The sequence below is a fragment of the Aeromonas sp. 6P genome (genome assembly GCF_051919525.1).
GTDB classification, from domain to species: domain Bacteria; phylum Pseudomonadota; class Gammaproteobacteria; order Enterobacterales; family Aeromonadaceae; genus Aeromonas; species Aeromonas veronii.
On record NZ_JBQBEO010000002.1, the window covers coordinates 1,579,732 to 1,597,331 of the forward strand.

At 62.4% G+C, this 17,600-nt stretch carries 10 protein-coding genes and 2 pseudogenes; 10 read left to right on the top strand and 2 right to left on the bottom strand.

The window, feature by feature from the left end:
- The first annotated feature begins 19 nt into the window (after positions 1-19).
- Entirely contained in the window at positions 20-1,018 is a 999-nt protein-coding gene (locus ACTG2J_RS07550) for a LacI family DNA-binding transcriptional regulator (protein ID WP_113738750.1), read from the top strand.
- A 77-nt stretch (positions 1,019-1,095) separates the two neighbouring features.
- Here ACTG2J_RS07550 and ACTG2J_RS07555 read toward each other — a convergent pair.
- A pseudogene (locus tag ACTG2J_RS07555) lies at positions 1,096-2,160 on the bottom strand (3-deoxy-7-phosphoheptulonate synthase).
- A gap of 125 nt (positions 2,161-2,285) precedes the next feature.
- A complete protein-coding gene (locus ACTG2J_RS07560) occupies positions 2,286-4,238 on the bottom strand; it encodes a TonB-dependent receptor domain-containing protein (RefSeq protein WP_158109616.1) in 1,953 nt (650 codons plus the stop codon).
- A 266-nt stretch (positions 4,239-4,504) separates the two neighbouring features.
- Between ACTG2J_RS07560 and ACTG2J_RS07565 the strand changes: the two genes are divergently transcribed.
- From ACTG2J_RS07565 to ACTG2J_RS07605, 9 genes and pseudogenes are all read left to right on the top strand, one after another.
- Complete coding sequence (locus ACTG2J_RS07565) at positions 4,505-5,653, top strand: isochorismate synthase (protein WP_113738747.1); 1,149 nt, start codon at positions 4,505-4,507, stop codon at positions 5,651-5,653.
- The gene (locus ACTG2J_RS07570) at positions 5,650-7,296 is read left to right on the top strand and encodes a (2,3-dihydroxybenzoyl)adenylate synthase (RefSeq protein ID WP_113738746.1); all 1,647 of its coding nucleotides are present in this window, start codon (positions 5,650-5,652) and stop codon (positions 7,294-7,296) included. The genes ACTG2J_RS07565 and ACTG2J_RS07570 overlap by 4 nt, the downstream gene beginning before the upstream one ends.
- A complete protein-coding gene (locus ACTG2J_RS07575; protein WP_113738745.1) occupies positions 7,293-8,240 on the top strand; it encodes an isochorismatase family protein in 948 nt (315 codons plus the stop codon). Before ACTG2J_RS07570 ends, ACTG2J_RS07575 begins: the two co-directional genes overlap by 4 nt.
- Positions 8,237-9,004, top strand: a complete 768-nt coding sequence (gene dhbA, locus ACTG2J_RS07580; RefSeq protein WP_113738744.1) for a 2,3-dihydro-2,3-dihydroxybenzoate dehydrogenase — start codon at positions 8,237-8,239, stop codon at positions 9,002-9,004. Before ACTG2J_RS07575 ends, dhbA begins: the two co-directional genes overlap by 4 nt.
- 125 nt (positions 9,005-9,129) lie before the next feature.
- Entirely contained in the window at positions 9,130-13,119 is a 3,990-nt protein-coding gene (locus ACTG2J_RS07585) for an amino acid adenylation domain-containing protein (protein ID WP_439997343.1), read from the top strand.
- Entirely contained in the window at positions 13,116-13,985 is an 870-nt protein-coding gene (locus tag ACTG2J_RS07590) for a hypothetical protein (RefSeq protein WP_439988818.1), read from the top strand. The genes ACTG2J_RS07585 and ACTG2J_RS07590 overlap by 4 nt, the downstream gene beginning before the upstream one ends.
- Positions 13,986-14,253: 268 nt before the next feature.
- Entirely contained in the window at positions 14,254-15,342 is a 1,089-nt protein-coding gene (gene pdhA / locus ACTG2J_RS07595) for a pyruvate dehydrogenase (acetyl-transferring) E1 component subunit alpha (RefSeq protein ID WP_439997344.1), read from the top strand.
- Positions 15,335-16,321: an alpha-ketoacid dehydrogenase subunit beta gene (locus ACTG2J_RS07600; RefSeq protein WP_021231077.1), complete on the top strand. Its 987-nt coding sequence runs from the start codon at positions 15,335-15,337 to the stop codon at positions 16,319-16,321. The genes pdhA and ACTG2J_RS07600 overlap by 8 nt, the downstream gene beginning before the upstream one ends.
- Positions 16,318-17,417 (top strand): annotated as a pseudogene (locus tag ACTG2J_RS07605) (dihydrolipoamide acetyltransferase family protein). The gene ACTG2J_RS07600 and the pseudogene ACTG2J_RS07605 overlap by 4 nt, the downstream one beginning before the upstream one ends.
- The last annotated feature ends 183 nt before the right edge of the window (positions 17,418-17,600 follow it).

Sequence of the window (17,600 nt, forward strand, 5' to 3'; positions counted from 1 at the left end):
CACAATAAAGGAATGGATAGTGGCAACGATTAAAGACGTTTCTCAGCTGGCAAATGTGTCTATCTCCACCGTGTCGCGGGTTATCAACAACACGGCACAGGTAGCACCGGAAAAGCGTGAGGCCGTACTGGCGGCCATGAAGGAACTGAATTTTCGACCCAACAGTTTTGCCCAGGCACTGGTCAGCAAGCGTTCCAACTGCATTGGCGTGCTGGTTGGCGACCTCTGCGGCGGTCCCTTCTTTGCCCAGATGATGCGTGGCATCGAAACCATGGTCGATCAGGCCAACAAGTTCACCATCGTCATGTCTGGCAATCACGATATCGCACGCGAGCGTCATGCCATTCAGGCGCTGCAGCAGCGCCAGTGCGATGCGCTGATCCTCCACAGCAAGGCGCTTCCGGACGAGGAGCTGAGCGAGCTGGCGGCAGGCTCTACCCCCATCGTCTTTATCAACCGTCAGGTGCCGGGTGCGGAAGATCGCTGCGTCTGGCTCGATAACCAGGCGGGGATCACCACCGCGTGCCAGCACTTGCTGGATGCCGGTCATCGCAACATCGCCTTTATCACCTCCGATGATGAAGAGTTTGTCGATGGTCAGCAGCGGATGGCGGGCTATACCCAAACTCTGGCGAGAGCCGGGATCGCCTTTGATCCTGCACTCGTCAGCCGCGCCTATGCCGACGAAAATGGCGGATATGTGGCGATGAGTGAATTGCTGGCCCGTGGTGTCGAGTTCACGGCCGTGCTCGGTTTCAACGACGGTATGGTGGCCGGCGCCATTTCTTGCCTGCTGGAGCGGGGTTACAAGATCCCGCAGCAGGTGTCGGTGGTGGGGTTCGACGATATCCCCTACGCCCGCTACATCTATCCCAAGCTCACCACGGTGCGCTACCCCATCGAGGAGATGGGCAGCCGCGCTGCCGAGCTGGCGCTGCGTCTGCTCGATCACAAGCCGGTGGACGGCCTGGCGCTCAAATTTGAAGCCCAGCTGGTTGAGCGTGAGTCAGTCGCCTGACGAGTGTCAGATAGTGAACAACAAGGTGGCCCCATCGGGGCCACACTCTTTTCTGCGTTATCTCTCTAATCCGCCATTTATCCCGCCAGGGCGATCCGCTGCTGGCGGCGCACCTCCACCCCTTCTGCCACCATATCGAGCAGCTGCCTTGTCTGTTCCTAGCCGATACAGCTATCGGTGATCGACTGGCCGTAGCGCAGCGGTTTGCTGCCGATATCCTGACGTCCTTCGCAGATAAAACTTTCCACCATGATGGCGGCGATGGCATGGCTACCAGCACCCAGCTGGTCGGCAATGTCACGGGCAACCAGCAGCTGGCGGGAATGCTGCTTCTGGCTGTTGCCGTGGCTGCAATCGATCATCAGCCGGGGTGACAGATGATGCTGGCGCAGCAAGTCACCAGCCTCAGCCACATGATGGCTCTGATAGTTGGGCTGGCGGCCACCTCGTAGGATCAGATGGCAGTCGGGGTTGCCATGGCTGCGCACCAGTGCCAGCTGGCCATCACCGGAAGGCTGGGTATAGAGGTGGGCCGCTCGGCTGGCGAGGATCGCCTCGACCGCGATCCGGATATTGCCGTCGGTGCCGTTTTTAAAACCGATGGGGCAGGGAAGGGCCGAGGCTAGCTGGCGGTGGAGCTGGGATTCGGTGGTGCGGGCACCGATAGCGCCCCAGCTGATGAGATCCCCCAGATAGAGCATGCTGGTGAGATCGAGAAATTCGGTGGCACAGGCGAGCCCTTCCTGTCCAAGGGCCAGAAGTAACTCCCGGGCCTGGGATAGGCCCTTTTCCAGTCGATCGCTGCCATCGAGGTCGGGATCGAAGATAAATCCTTTCCAGCCGAGCGTCGTGCGCGGCTTTTCGAAATAGGTGCGCATCACCAGTTGCAGTTGCTCCCCGTATTGGCCCTGCAGTTCAGCGAGCCGGCCACCATAGTCGCGGGCGGCTGCCGGATCGTGAATGGAGCAGGGGCCGATCACCAGCAGCAGGCGATCATCATTTCCCTGCAGAATATGGCGGGCTTGCTGGCGGCTGCGAGCGATCTGGCGAGCGAGCCGTGCCGGACAGGGTCTGGCCTTTAACATCTCGTCAGGGGTGGGCAGGGTGGCAAGGGGTGAAGCATTCAGAAGTGAGGTGAACATGAGCGATCCTGATGAAAATGGAAATCTGCATGCTCTTTGCTGTCCAGTGGGGATCTTCCCCTTATTCTCTTGGTTAACAGAGCGCGGGCATGGGCCCGCGCTCTGTTATATCGGCCTTGGCTACCTTAGAAGCGGGCTGAGCCGCTGACGTAGTAGCTGCGACCCGGTTCGACGTTCTGGAAGACGGTGTCTTTCTCTTGCAGGCGCACGTCGGTCAGGTTGTTGATCCCCAGTCGCAGGTCAAAGTTCTCTGTGACCTTGAAGCCGGTGCCGAGATCAAAGGTCTGATAGCTGGGCAGCTTGTGCAGTACGACAACCTTGTTGACGGTCTGCTCGGCAAACTGGGTGCCGGTGTAGGTGGTGCCGACAAAGGCATTTACCCGCTCGGTGGCCTGCCAGGTGATCTTGGCGTTGGCCTTGTGCTCCGGCCGCTCGGGCAGAGCCTGACCCTGATCGCCTTCCGCCTTGAGGTAGGTGTAGTTCGCGCCAAGGTTGATATCGTCGGTCAGATCGAGCTTGCCGGTCAGTTCCAGCCCCTTGGTAGTGGCTTTCTCCAGGTTGTACCAGGTGCGGTCAGTGGAGTTCGGCAACTGCTTGAAGGTGAGCATGTCGTCGATGTCGGAGTAGAAGAGGGTGGCGCTGGTCTCCCAGATCCCTTCTCCTGCGATGACACCCAGCTCGTAGTTGGTGCTGGTTTCCGGCTTGACCTTGTCGCTGCCATAGATGCGGCAGCTGCCGCCGCAGCTCTCGATGCTGTAGCCGTTGGAGTACTGGTGCGGCGCCGGTGCCTTGAAGGCCTGGCTGACACCGCCTTTCACTGTCACCACATCGTTCATCTCATAGACCAGATAGCCGCGCGGGGTGAAGTGGCTGCCGTAGATCTCGTGGTGATCGTAACGGCCGCCCAGCGTGAAGGTCAGGCTGTCGGTCAGGCCGATCTCGTCCTGAGCGAACAGCGCCTCCTGAGAGTGACTCTCTTTGCCGCCGATATCCTTGTAGCTCACCGCATCCACCAGCTCCCGATCCAGATATTCACCACCCAGGGTCAGGTAGTGGTTGGCCAGCGCCAGGTTGGTATAGCCCTTGAGGGTCAAGGTGTTCTCTTCCAGCTCCCGCTGCTGCGGGGCAGAGTAGCTGGTGTTGAAGTCGTCGATCTGGGAGCTTTCATAGTTGGCCATGACGGTGGTGTCACCCCAGCTCCAGTTCCCCTTGTGGGTCAGACCAAACAGGTTGCGATCGTTTTGCTGCTGGCGGCTGTGCACCTTGTTGCCGGTTTTGCGGAAGATATCGAGAGGCCGCTCATCCTGGTTGTAGAGGTAATCCAGCTCGAAGCGCTGCTGCTCATCCACCAGCCAGCTCAGGGTGGAGGCGAAGTTGCGGGTCTGTTTGGCTTCGATAAGAGGGATGCCGTCAGCAGCTTCGGTGGGGGTCCAGGCTTGACGGTCATACACCTCGCCGTTCATCCGGATCAGCAGGTTGTCGGTCAGCGGGCCGGTAAAGCCCAGGTTGGTTCTGTGCTGATCGCCGCCATCCTTGCCCTCGATGGCTTTGAAGTCGGCATCGGCCGCCCCTTGCCAGGTTTTGCCCGGCTGCTTGGTGATGATGTTGATGACACCCCCGATGGCATCGGAGCCGTAAAGTGCCGACATGGGGCCACGGATCACCTCGACCCGCTGGATCATGCCAAGGGGCACCGGAGTATTGTCGAAGTTGCCGCCGCGCCACAGGGCATTGGAGGAGGAGAGGCGTTTGCCATCCACCAGCACCAGGGTGTACTTGCCGGACATGCCGCGAATGCCGATATCGCTGCGGCCATTGGTGTCAGCTTCAGCCTGAATGCCCACTTCGTGGCGCAGCAGGTCGGCAAGGTCATTGACCGGTGCGGCGGCGATCTGTTCTGCCGTGATGACAGAGATAGAGGCCGGTGCCGAGCGGGTATTGTGCGCCGTTGTGGTGACAGTGATCACTTCATCGGCTTGAGGGGCGTTGCTGGCGGCGATCGCTTGCTGGGTCAGCAGAGTGACTATGGTAGTAGCCAGCAGGCTGGGAGCAATAAAACGGGAGGTTGAGGATTTCATTATTTACATCTTCCATAATATACAAATGATAAGCGTTATCATTATCAAGTTGAATTTGCTCCGATCGCAACTCTTTTTTATTGGCGAAGCTCAGTTTCGTTCGTCACTCTCTTTTGACTAAAAAGAAGTTAATGAAATTGATTCTTATTTGTATTGATCGTTTTTTCGCTCCTTGTTAGGATGCCGTTCACCCTGATATCTGGTGAGTCAAATGGCTCACTTTAAGTCGTGTCAGGCAGTGATTCATTCCAAGGAGTAGCACCGTCATGTGTGACCATGCACTGGAAGGAGAGTGGCCCGCCACAGCGGTCGGGCTGGATAAAGTGTGCTGTTTTGCCAGCGGTGACAGGGTACTGGTCGCCTCCGGTATCCACGACAGTTTTACCGGCATCCCACCGGATAAGCTGCTCGCCCATCTGCGTAAGCTGCGCCAGCAGGGGATGGTCAATCCCATCGCCATCGGCGCCATTCCGTTTGATACCCAATCCCCCTGGCATCTGGTGATCCCGGCGCAATCGCAGTGGGTCGCAAGGGATACGATGTTGCCCGCCCGCTGTTGCCAGCTCCATGGCGAGGTGAGTGAAGTGACCGGCTCTGCCCACTATCAGGGGGCAGTGCGGGCAGCACTGCAGCAGTTCAGCGAGGGCCAGCTCGAGAAAGTGGTGTTGTCGCGCGCCATCGATGTGCAGAGCGCAGAACAGACCTCTCCCGCACACGCCTATGGCTCTCTGCTGGCCCAGAATCCGGGCGCCTATGTGTTCCAGATCCCGCTGCCGGATGGGGAGACCCTGCTTGGTGCGAGCCCCGAGCTGCTGGTATCGCGCAGCGAGATGGCGGTGGTGAGCAATCCGCTGGCGGGCTCCCGTCCACGCCACGCTTTTCCTGATCAACCGGCGGCCAGTGCCGAACTGCTGGGTGCCCAGAAGGATCGCTATGAACATGCGCTGGTGGCCGATGCGGTCGCTGAGGCCCTCGCTCCCTTCTGCCGCGAGCTGGACGTCCCCATTGAGCCGCAGGTGATCGCCACTCCTACCATGTGGCACCTCTCGACCCGCATTGCTGGGCGGCTCCATGAACCCTCTCCCGTGCTGGCTCTGGCGCTGGCGCTGCACCCGACACCGGCGGTATGCGGCACGCCGCTCTCGGCAGCACGTCAGGCCATCGCCCGGCTTGAGGGGTACGATCGCCGTTTCTACTGTGGCGCTGTCGGCTGGATGGATGCCGATGGCAATGGCGAGTGGGTGGTCACCATTCGCTGTGGCGTGCTGGCCGGCAAGCAGCTGCGGCTTTATGCCGGCGCCGGGGTAGTGGTGGGCTCTTCGCCGGAAGCGGAGTGGCAGGAGACCGCCGCCAAGCTCGGCACCATGTTGCGTGCCTTCGGCCTCGAAAGCCGGGAGCCGGAGGTAACTGCATGAAGCCGCTGGTACCCTTTACCCCCTGGCCCGCCGAGCTGGCTGCCCACTACCGGGCACAAGGTTGGTGGCGCGGACAACCGCTCACCGCCCTGCTCGATGACTCCGCCGCACGTTATCCCGAGCGCACGGCCCTGATCTGCGGCGAGCGAACCCTCAGTTATGGCCAGTTAAAGCGTGAGGTCGATGCGCTGGCGGCGCGGCTGACTGTGCGCGGGTTGGGTCATGGCGATACCGCGCTGGTTCAGTTGCCCAACTGCGCCGAGTTCTATATCTGCTGGTTTGCCCTGATCCGCTGCGGCGTAGTGGCGGTGCATGCCCTCTACAGCCATCAGCGGCGCGAGCTGGTGGCCTTTGCCCGCCAGATTGAGCCCGCCTTGCTGGTTCTCAGCCCCTCTCACCCCGGCTTTGCCGGTGAAGCGGGGAGCCTGGCGGCCCTTGATGAGCTGGTATATCCCTCCTGTCAGACATTGCTGTTCGAGCCGGCTGAAGGCTCCGATCTTCAGTCAGGATTTGCATGGCGTCAGCCTGACCTGATAGCCCGTGCTGATGGTTCGCCGCTGACGGCTATCGCGCAAACCCCTACCCCGGCCGATCAAGTCGCTTTTTTCCAGCTCTCCGGCGGCAGCACCGGCACCCCCAAACTGATCCCCCGTACCCACGATGACTATGGCTACAGCGTGCGCCAGAGCGTAGCAGTGTGCGGCTGGGATGAGCGGGTGATCTATCTCTGTGCCCTGCCGGCGCCCCACAACTTTCCCCTGAGCTCCCCCGGGGCACTCGGAGTGTTTTATGCCGGTGGCTGTGTGGTGCTGGCAAAGGATCCTTCCGCTGCAACCTGTCTGCCGCTGGTGCAGCGCCATCAGATCAACTGGGCGGCACTGGTGCCACCGGCTCTGGCGCTCTGGCTGGAGGCGGCCAGCCACTATCCGCAGACCTCTCTGGAGTGTGTGCAGGTGGGCGGCGCGCGCCTCAGCCCGGTTCACGCCGAGGCGGTAGCGAGCCGCCTTGGTTGCCGCTTGCAGCAGGTGTTCGGCATGGCCGAGGGGCTGGTTAACTACACCCGCACCGAGGATGACCAGTGGCACATCGTCAATACCCAGGGCCGCCCGATGAGCTCGGGCGACGAGGTGGAGGTGCGAGACAGCGACGGGCACCCCTTGCCTGATGGTAAGTGTGGCGAACTCTGGACGCGTGGCCCCTACACCTTTCGCGGCTATTTCAAGGCTGATGCCCACAATCAGCGGGCTTTTGATCGGGACGGTTTCTACTGCACCGGCGATCTGGTCTGCCGCTTGCCCAGCGGCCACCTGATGGTGGTGGGGCGCAACAAGGATCAGATCAACCGGGGCGGGGAGAAGATCGACGCCCTCGAGATTGAAGAGTTGCTGATTACCCATCCAGATGTGCGGCAGGCGGCGCTGGTCGCCATGCCCGATCCCATGCTCGGGGAGCGCAGTTGCGCCTTTCTGATGTGCCGCGAGCCCCTCAATCTGCCCCGCTTGCGCCGTTTCCTGCGCGAGCAGGGGGTGGCCGATTACAAACTGCCCGATCGCCTGGTGCTGGTGGAGCAACTGCCCCACACCCCGGTCGGCAAGATAGACAAACAGACGCTGCGCGAGCAGCTCGCCAAGGAGTGTGCATGACCATTCAATCCCTCGCCGCCTATCCGCTGCCCACCGCTGAGGAGCTGCCAACCGGGCGGGTGAACTGGCCCTTCGAACCGGGCCGTGCCGCCTTGCTGGTCCACGATATGCAGCACTATTTCGTCGATTTCTACGGGGCGGGCAATCCGCTGATCAATCAGGTTATCGACCATATCGCCACCCTGATCCGTCAGGCGCGAGTTCTTGGCATGCCGGTGGTCTATACCGCCCAACCCGCCGAGCAGAGCCAGGCCGATCGGGCGCTGCTCAACGACATGTGGGGGCCCGGATTGACCCGAGCGCCGGAGCGTCAGCCGATTGTTTCGGCGCTGGCGCCCGAGCCGCAGGATACGGTGCTGACCAAGTGGCGCTACAGCGCTTTTTGCCGCTCACCGCTGGCGGAGCTGATGGACGGATGGGGGCGGGATCAGCTGGTGATCTGCGGCATCTATGGCCATATCGGGGTGATGCAGACGGCGGTCGATGCCTTTATGCGCGATATCCGCCCCTTCCTGGTGGCAGATGCCATCGCCGACTTCTCCCGCGAGGATCATCTGCTGGCGCTCTCCTACGTCAGCCGCAATGCCGGTCGGGTGATTAACGTGGCCGAGGTGATGGCGGCCAGCAAACGCCCCCTGACTCGCGAGTCACTACGTGCTCAGGTGTTGGCACGGCTGCCCGCCGAGATGCAGCAGGAGCAGCCCACCGAGGATGACAACCTGCTCGACTACGGTCTCGACTCGCTGGCGGTGATGGGGCTGGTGGAAGAGTGGCGTCAGCAGGGGCTGGTGGTGGAGCTGGCCGAGCTGGCCCGCACGCCGACCCTGGCTCACTGGTGGGCGCTCCTCTCCCGTCAGCACAATGTCAGTCAGCCCACTGTTAATCAGGCAACAGCTAATCAGGTCAACGAAGTGCACGTCAGCGAACCGGAGTGCACCCCATGAGCGAGTGGCAAGGCAGAACCGTCTGGGTGACCGGCGCGGCGCAGGGAATTGGCCATGCGGTGGCACGCACCTTTGCCGAGGCGGGGGCCAGCGTGGTGGCGTTCGATTTGCAACTGGCCGAGGCGCTGCCTGGCAACGTGAAGGGGGGGGTGATCGATGTGAGCGACAGCGAGGCTGTGACCCGCTGCTGCGAACAGCTGCTCGACGAGGGGCTGGGGCCCGATGTGCTGGTCAATGTCGCCGGCATACTGGCGACCGGCAGGATCGATGAGGTAGATGACGCCCTCTTGCAACGCACCTTCGCCATCAATACCTTCGCCCCCTTCTATCTGATGCGGGCCCTGACCCCCTGGTTTCAGGGGCGGCGCAGGGGCGCCATCGTTAATGTCTCTTCCAATGCCGGTCGGGTGCCGCGAGTGGGGATGGGCATCTATGGCGCCTCCAAGGCGGCGCTGACCAGCCTCACCCAAACGGCGGGGTTGGAGCTTGCTCCCTACGGCGTGCGCTGCAATCTGGTGTCGCCGGGCTCGACCCGTACCCCGATGCTGTACGGCATGTGGCAGGAGGGGGAGGCTGAGCAGCGGGAGGGAGAGCAGCGCACCATCGCGGGCCTGCCCGGGCAGTTCAAGCTGGGGATCCCCCTTGGCAAATTGGGAACCCCCGACGAGGTGGCTGCCTGCGTGCTGTTTCTCGCCTCCGATGCCGCCAGCCATATCACCCTGCAGGATCTGGTGGTCGATGGCGGTGCCACCCTGGGGGTCTAGCCCTCGCGCTGCCGATCTGACAGGCGTGACACTCTCTTGATGGAGGAGGCCAGGCCTCCTCGCTTTTCAGCCATGCGGGCAGGGGCAAGCCGCTGCCCGCTCGATGTTTGCGCAAGGACATTCCCATGGAACAGACAATGGCGATGCGCGCCACCCACCAGCGTGGTGAGCAGCCGCGCTGGCCACTTACCACCGCTCAGGCGGGCATCTGGTTTGCCCAGCAAAAATACCCGCAGAGCCCCGCCTGCAATACCGGCGAATACTGGCTGCTGGAAGGGGCGCTGGCTCCCCATCACTTCACCCGCGCGGTGCGCCAGACCATCGACGAGATCCCCGGTCTGCACTGCGCCTTTGTGGCTACTGCCGATGGCCCGCAGATGGTGGCCAACCCCGCCTGCTGGCAGCTGACCGAGCGGGATCTGCGCAGTGAAGCCGACCCGCTTGCAGCTGCGCAGGCCGAGATGCGTGCGCAGTTGGCCGCCCCCTTCAATCTGGCCGGGGGGCCGCTGTTTGCTACCACCCTCTATCGCCTTGGCGAGGGGCGGTGGGCCTGGTTTATCGCCGTGCACCATATCGCCATCGACGGCTTTGGCCTGAGCCTGTTCTGCCAGCGAGTAGCGAGCTGGTATGAGGCGCTTTGCGCAGGTGAGCAGCCAGCCCCCTGCCGTTATGCGACCCAACAGGAGTTGCTGGCCGAGGAGGCGGCTTATCAGGATTCGCCGCGCGCCGCGCGGGATCGCGATTTCTTCGTGCAGCAGCTGGCCGGGGTGGAGAGTCCTGCGTCGCTCTCCCGCCGTCCGGCGCAAGGGCCGGGCTCCACATATCGTCTTGAGCAGCGGCTAGTGGGCCGCCAGTGGCAGGCACTGGTGGCACGTGCGAGTCGCTCGGCTTGTCACCCCTACAGCCTGCTGCTGGCAGCAGTGGCCAGCTATGTGCAGCGGATGAGCGGCGCTGGCGAGGTGGTGCTGGGTATTCCGCTGATGGGGCGGCTGGGCTCAGCGGCGGCCGATACCCCCTGCATGAAGGTCAATGTGGTGCCCCTGCGCATCGAGCTGAGCGGCACCAGCCGGGTAGGGGAGTTGCTGGCACAGGTCGAGCGGCAATTTGCCGCCCTGCGCCGTCATCAGGGCTGCCGTCAGGAGTGGTTGCAACAGCGTCAGCCGGGCCAGCCGCTGTTTGGCCCTCAGGTCAATTTGATGCCCTTTGCCCGTACCCTCAGCTTTGGTGAAGGGCACAACCAGGTTCGTGGCGAGGTGCAGGTGCTGGCGGCAGGGCCGGTGGAGGAATGCGCCTTCTACTTTGCCGAGGAGGCAGGCGCGATGACCCTGACCCTCGAAGCACATCAGGGGCGCTTCAGCCAACAGGAGAGTGAACGTCATCTGGCCCGACTGGTAGCCTATCTGGCCGCCTGGAGTGAGGCGGCTGACGAGACCCTGGCGGTGCGCTTGCCGCTGTTGCTGCCCTGCGAGCAGGCTGAGCTGACGCGCTGGAACCAAACCGACCATCCGTTGCCGACCACTACCCTGAGCGCACTGCTGGCCGAGGGGCTGGCGGCGGCAGATCAGAGCGCAATCGCGTTGGAGTGTGGCGCCGAGCGCTGGAGTGTGGCCGAGTTGCGCCAGCGCACCCGCCAGCTGGCCAGCTATCTGGCGGGGAGGGGCGTGGGCCCAGGTTGTCGGGTGGCGGTGGTGATCCCGCGTTCTCCCGAGCTTATCCTCGCCCAGCAGGCCATCATGGCGGTGGGTGCCGTCTATGTACCCGTTGATCCGGACTATCCGGCGGAGCGGATCGGCTACATTCTCGCCAGCAGCGATCCTGCGCTAGTGCTGACCAGTCGCACCTTGCGGATGCCGCTCGATGTGGCGGCGCCACTTGTCTGCCTCGATGCCCCCGGTGTGGCAGAGCAGCTGGCGGCAGTAGAGTTGGCAACGACAGCACCTTGTGATCTGCCAGCCCCCAAACCGGAAGATGCGGCCTACATCATTTACACATCAGGCTCGACCGGTCGGCCCAAAGGGGTGGTGGTGAGCCATGGCGCCATCGTCAACCGGCTGCTCTGGATGCAGCACATGTATCCCATCGGCCCGGCGGATCGGTTGCTGCAAAAGACCCCGGCCGGTTTTGATGTCTCCATCTGGGAGTTTTTCTGGCCCTTTATGACCGGGGCGCGGCTGGTGCTCGCCAAACCGGGCGGCCACAAGGATCCCGCCTACCTTGCCGAGCTGATTGAGCTGGCGGGGATCACCACCTTGCATTTTGTCCCCTCCATGCTGCAGATCTTCGTCGCACAAGCCGAGCCTGCGCGTTGCCGAGCCCTGCGGCAGGTATTTTGCTCCGGCGAGGCGCTGCCCGCGGATCTGGTGCAGCGCTGGTATGGGGCATTTTCAGCCCCCCTGCACAACCTCTATGGCCCGACCGAGGCGGCGGTGGATGTCACCTGGTATCCCTGCCGGGCAGACGAGGCGGTGACCAGCGTGCCCATCGGCTATCCGGTCTGGAATACCTGCATCCACATTCTCGATCCCTGGTTGCAGCCGGTGCCGCCCGGTGTGGCGGGGGAGCTCTGGATCGGCGGCGTGCAGGTGGCAGAGGGCTACTTTGGCCAGCCCGAGCTTACCGCCGAGCGCTTTATTGCCAACCCCTTCGGGGCGGGGCGGCTCTATCGCAGCGGCGATCTGGCTGCCTGGCGCGAGGATGGCGCCATCGAGTATCTGGGGCGCCTCGATTTTCAGGTGAAGATCCGTGGTCAACGCATCGAACTGGAGGAGATCGAGCAGGTGCTGCTGCGCCATCCCCGGGTGGCGCAGGCGGTGGTGCTGGCTCCCGAATTTGCCCCCGGCGATCGCCGTCTGGTGGCCTATGTGGTGACCGCAGATAGCACAGAGCTGACGCTGGCCGAGCTGGCACCCGCCCTTGGCGCGGCGTTGCCCGACTACATGGTACCGGGGCTCCTGGTAAACCTGGCTGAGCTGCCGCTTACCCCCAATGGCAAGCTGGATCGCAAGGGGCTGCCGCTGCCCGACATGGCGTCGGCGGTGGGTCAGTCACTGCCGAAAACCTTGCTGGAGGAGCGGCTCTGTCGCCTCTTCGCCGAGGTTCTGGGGCTGGCGCGGGTCGGCGCCGACGATAACTTCTTTGCCCTCGGCGGCCACTCCCTGCTGGCGGCGCAGTTGGTGGTGCGTATTGAAGAGTCGCTTGGACAGACTCTCACTCTGGCTAGCCTGTTCGAAGCACCGAGCCCTGCCCAGCTGGCGCGCCGTCTTGGCGGCGAGCGGGAGGCCATGCCCATGCTGTTGCCCTTGCGTGCGCCCGGTGCGCAGTCGGGCGCATCAGGCCGCACTCTCTTTTGTGTCCACCCCGCTGGCGGGCTCGGCTGGTGTTATGCGCCACTGGTGCCCCATCTGACGACCGACATGGCCGTCTATGCCCTGCAGGCGCGGGCGCTCTGTCAGCCGGATGCGCCGCTGCCCGCCAGTTTCGACGAGCTGGCGCTCGATTATGTGACCGAGCTGCGTCGTCAACAGAGCGAGGGACCCTACTGGCTGCTCGGCTGGTCGCTCGGGGGCATGCTGGTGCACCGGATGGCCGCCATGTTGCAAGAGCAGGGACAAGAGGTGGCCATGGTGCTGCTGCTCGACGCCTACCCCTGTCAGCAGTGGCAGACCCAGCCGTTGCCCGACGAGCAGCGGATGCTCGATGCGCTGCTGCGGATGGGGGGCATTGCGGTTGCGGACGAGGCGTTGGACTCCCTTACTCACGATGAGGTGGTGGCCCGACTGGGGGCAGAGGGGAGTGCGTTGGCCATGCTCGACGAGCAGGTGGTGAGCGCGATGATTGAGCTGGTGGGCCACAACAACCGGCTAATCCGTCAGCCGGTCGACTATTGCTACCACGGGGAGGTGATCTTTATCGAGGCGTCAGCCTCTCGCCAGCCCTGGCTGGATGGGCGTGGTTGGGAGTCGCTGACAAAAGGGGACATCCGCTATGAGCGCTTCCCCTGTCTGCATCAGGAGATGGTGCATCCTGACTGGCTGGCGAAGATCGGCGCTTTTATTTGTGAGCGGGTCGATGGGGTCGGGCAACAACCGCACATCCGGCAGGAGGGGGACGTATGACCCCTGTTGCCGCTATCAGGGAAGCCTTGCTGGCGGGCAAACTGGTGGGGCTAGGGGAGCCGCATTGGCACCCGGATTTTATCCGGCGCCAGCACGCCTGGCTGTGTGATCCGGCGCTCTGGGGAGTCATGACTGATCTGGTGCTGGAGTGCGGCAATCGCCGCCATCAGGGCTTGCTCGATGCCTGGCTGACGGGGCAGGAGAGCTGGCAGGGTGAGCCGCTGACGCTGGCGCGGCTCTATCCGGTCTGGCTCGACTCTTGCGCCTTTCCCGCCTGGATGGCCCCCGAGTTTCCGGCCTTCTTTGCCGCCCTGCGCCAGAGCAATCTGGCGCGCCCCGAACATGTGCGGCTGCGGGTGCATCTCTGCGAGCCCTTATTCGAGTGGCAGGAGATGAGCCCGGAGCTGTGGCAGCAACACAACAGGGGGCGGGATCAGGCGCTGGCCGACTATCTTCTTGCACTTCCCGCCCGCGGCGTGGTGGTGCTGGCAGGGGCGCGCCATCTGCTCAAAGTCGCAGGGGATCCCCACTTTGCGCAGCCGACGCTGGGCCAGTTGCTGGAGGCCGCACGGCCGGGCTGGCTGCAGGTGCTTCACCCCTGGCCAATGGCTGATGGAAAGGGAAATGAGGAAGAGGAGCGGGTGTGCGAGTTGGCCGGGATCGCGACTGCCGACCTCTATCCCCACTGGCCGACGCATCCGCCGCTGGAGACTCTTATCGACAGGTTGGTGCGGGTGGCTGATCGGGGACGGGAGATGCGAATTTGCCCCACCTTGCTGGCCGAGCCCTGGCGCAGGCGCTTGCTAAGTCGCGCTCACTTGCTGCCAGCTGGCATGGCCAGCCAGCTGCAACAGTGGCTGGCGTAACTGCTGGTTGGCGTAACCGCTGACTTGAGTAACAGAAGGGGGAGCAAGGCTCCCCTTTTCAATATTTGGCATCCTGTCTTCAGCGCTGCAAAGTTGCACCATTTACGGCATACCTTGCCACTCATCGCCGAAAATTCAGCTCCTTCGCTACTTTAAAGAAGTTTCTACTGGTCTTACCTGAGTAAATCTCTTTGCTTTTTATTTAACAAGGCATTTACATCTAGGTGTCACCAGCATCGGTGACGCTCACAACGGCAAGGAGCCAGTTATGACCCATGTCGACATCCCTTTCCTTCGTTACCTCGATGCGGAAGGGTGCCCGGTCGCCACCTTACCGACCTGGCTGGACAAGGCGATACTGCACACCTTCTACCGCAATATGGTGATGGTGCGCAGCTATGACAAAAAAGCGATTGCGCTGCAACGAACCGGCAAACTCGGTACTTTTCCCTCCCATCTCGGCGCAGAAGCCGTGGGGATTGGCATTGGTCTCGCCATGCAGCCGCAGGATGTCTACGTTCCCTACTATCGGGACATGCCCACCCTCTATGTGCGGGGCGTGCCGATGGAGAAGAACCTGCAATATTGGGGTGGTGACGAGCGGGGCAGTTATTTTCTCAAACCCGATGGGACTCCCTCAGAAGATCTCCCCATCTGCGTCCCCATCGCTACCCAGATCACCCACGCCTGCGGTATTGCCTCGGCCTTCAAACTGCGTAATCAACCGCGTGTCGCCGTAGTCACTATCGGCGACGGTGGCACCTCCAAGGGGGATTTTCTGGAGGGGCTGAACTGCGCCGGTGTCTGGCACCTGCCGATGGTCATCATCGTCAACAACAACCAGTGGGCCATCTCGGTGCCACGCAAGCTGCAATCGAGCGCTCCTACGCTGGCCCAAAAGGGGATTGGTGCAGGGGTGCGCAGCCTGCAGGTGGATGGCAACGATGTGGTGGCGGTCTACGATGCTGCCCGCAGTGCCGTCGAACGGGCCCGCAGTGGCAAGGGGCCGACCCTGATCGAGGCGGTCAGTTATCGCCTCGGCGATCACACCACTGCCGACGATGCCACTCGCTATCGCGATGGGGCCGAGGTCGAGGCCGCCTGGGCGAAAGAGCCGGTCAAGCGGCTGCGCCAGTTTATGCATAGCAAAGGCTGGTGGGATGAAGAGCAGGAGCAGAGCCTGCTGTCGGAAGCCACCCGGGAGGTAGAGCAGGCGGTCTCCCGCTATGAGGCGATGGCGCCCCAGCCGCCGGAGGCGATGCTCGATTATCACTACGCCAGCCTGCCCGCCGAACTCTTGCCCCAGCGCGAGCGAGTGATTGCCAAGGGGATGAAGCAGGAGGTTGGCCATGAGTGAGATCAGTTTGCTGGAAGCGGTCAACATGGCCCTTCACTACGAGATGGAGCACGACCCGGATGTGGTGGTACTGGGCGAGGATGTGGGGGTCAACGGCGGGGTGTTTCGCGCCACCGTGGGCCTGCGCGACAAGTTCGGTTTCAAGCGGGTGATCGACACGCCGCTGGCCGAGGGGCTGATCGCCGGGGTGGCGGTCGGCATGGCCACCCAGGGACTCAAGCCGGTGGCTGAGTTCCAGTTTCAGGGCTTCATCTTCCCCGGGATGGAGCAGATCATCTGTCAGGCGGCGCGGATGCGAAACCGCACCCGTGGCCGCCTCTCCTGTCCCCTCGTCTATCGCTCCCCGTATGGCGCGGGCATTCATTCGCCTGAACACCACAGCGAGAGTGTCGAGGCGCTGTTTGCCCATATTCCGGGGCTACGGGTAGTGATCCCCTCCAGCCCGAGACGCGCCTATGGCCTGCTGCTCTCGGCCATCCGCGATCCAGATCCCGTGATGTTTTTCGAACCGGATCGCATCTATCGCTCGATGAAATCCGAGGTGGTGGATGACGGTGTCGGCCTGCCGCTGGACGTCTGTTTCACCCTGCGCCCGGGCCGGGATATCACGGTAGTGGCCTGGGGGGCCTGCATCCAGGAGGTGATGCGGGCGGCGAACCTGCTAGCCGAGCAGGATATCCAGTGCGAGGTGCTGGATCTGGCCACCATCAAGCCGCTGGATATGGAGACCATCCTCACCTCGGTACGCAAGACCGGCCGTTTACTGGTGGTACACGAGGCGTGTGGCAGCTTCGGGGTCGGGGCCGAAATTGTGGCGCGGGTGACCGAGCAGGCACTTCCCAGCCTCAAGGCGCCACCCAAACGGTTGACCGGGGTGGATGCCGCCGTCCCCTACTATCGCAACGAGGCGTATTACCTCATCACCGAGCAGGATATCGCTGATGCCGCTCACCAGCTGATGGAGAACCAGTGGCTATGAAATTTTTCAAATTACCGGATCTGGGTGAAGGGTTGGCCGAAGCCGAGATCGTCGAGTGGAAGGTGAGTACCGGTGATACCGTTGCGGTCGATCAGGTGCTGTTGTCGGTGGAAACGGCCAAGGCGCTGGTGGATGTACCCTCTCCGGTGGCCGGGGTGATTGCCCGTCTCTGCGGCGCCGAGGGGGATATCCTCCATATCGGTGCGCCGCTGGTGGAGTTCGAGGGGGGGAGGATGATGGCACCGTGGTGGGCAAGGTGAGCGCCCATCAGCAGCATATCGAGGATCACTTCGTGGTGGGGGCCATTGCCCCGGGGGGATCGCTGGTGCAAGCCATGCCTGCGGTGCGACTGTTGGCACAAAAACTGGGTCTGGAAATCGACCGGATCAAGGGAAGTGGCAGCGGCGGCATGGTGACCGAGCTGGATGTGCAGCAGGCATTCGAGGCCCAGCAGAGCAGTGGCAACGAATTCCTCAAAGGGTCGCGCAGGGCCATGGCCAAGGCGATGGAGCTCTCTCATCAGACTGTGGTGCCGGTCAGCATCACCGACGAGGTGGATTTGCGTCACTGGCGGCCTGATGAGGATGTGACGGTGCGCCTTATCAAGGCCATTGGCGTGGCGTGCCGCGCCGAGCCCTCGATGAATGCCTGGTTCGATGGCGATACCCTGTCACGGCGGCTGTTCAAAGAGGTTAATGTAGCCATCGCAGTGGATTCAAAGCATGGCCTTTATGTGCCGGTGATGGAGAACGTGGCCGAACGGGAGGGGGCAGATATCCGGCAGGGGCTGGATCGGATGATCGCCGATGTGAAGGCGCGCGCCGTGCCGCGCGAGATGTTGCAGGGGGCGACCATTACGCTCACCAATTTCGGTGCCATCGCAGGCCGTTATGCCAGCCCCATCGTCACGCCGCCGCAGGTGGCCATCATAGGGGCAGGCAAACTGTTCGAAAAAGTGGTGTTCATCCACGGTGAAGCGCGTCCCGTCAGGGCATTGCCGCTGTCGATGACATTTGACCACAGAGCCTGTACTGGCGGGGAGGCGGCTCGTTTTCTCAGAGCGCTGGTCGCAGCGTTGGAAGCAGCCACCTTATAACGGTTTGTGCCCTGTCATTGGCAGGGCACAAATTTGTTTGCGTAATCTACAAAGCCACGTATAATCCAAACCAGCTTGAAAGGGCGATAGTTATGTCAATGAATACGATGTTTCACATCTTGTCCTGTTGTTCATAAGTTAATCCCGTTTTTTGAGCTTTACCCGCTGAAAAGCATAAGTAAT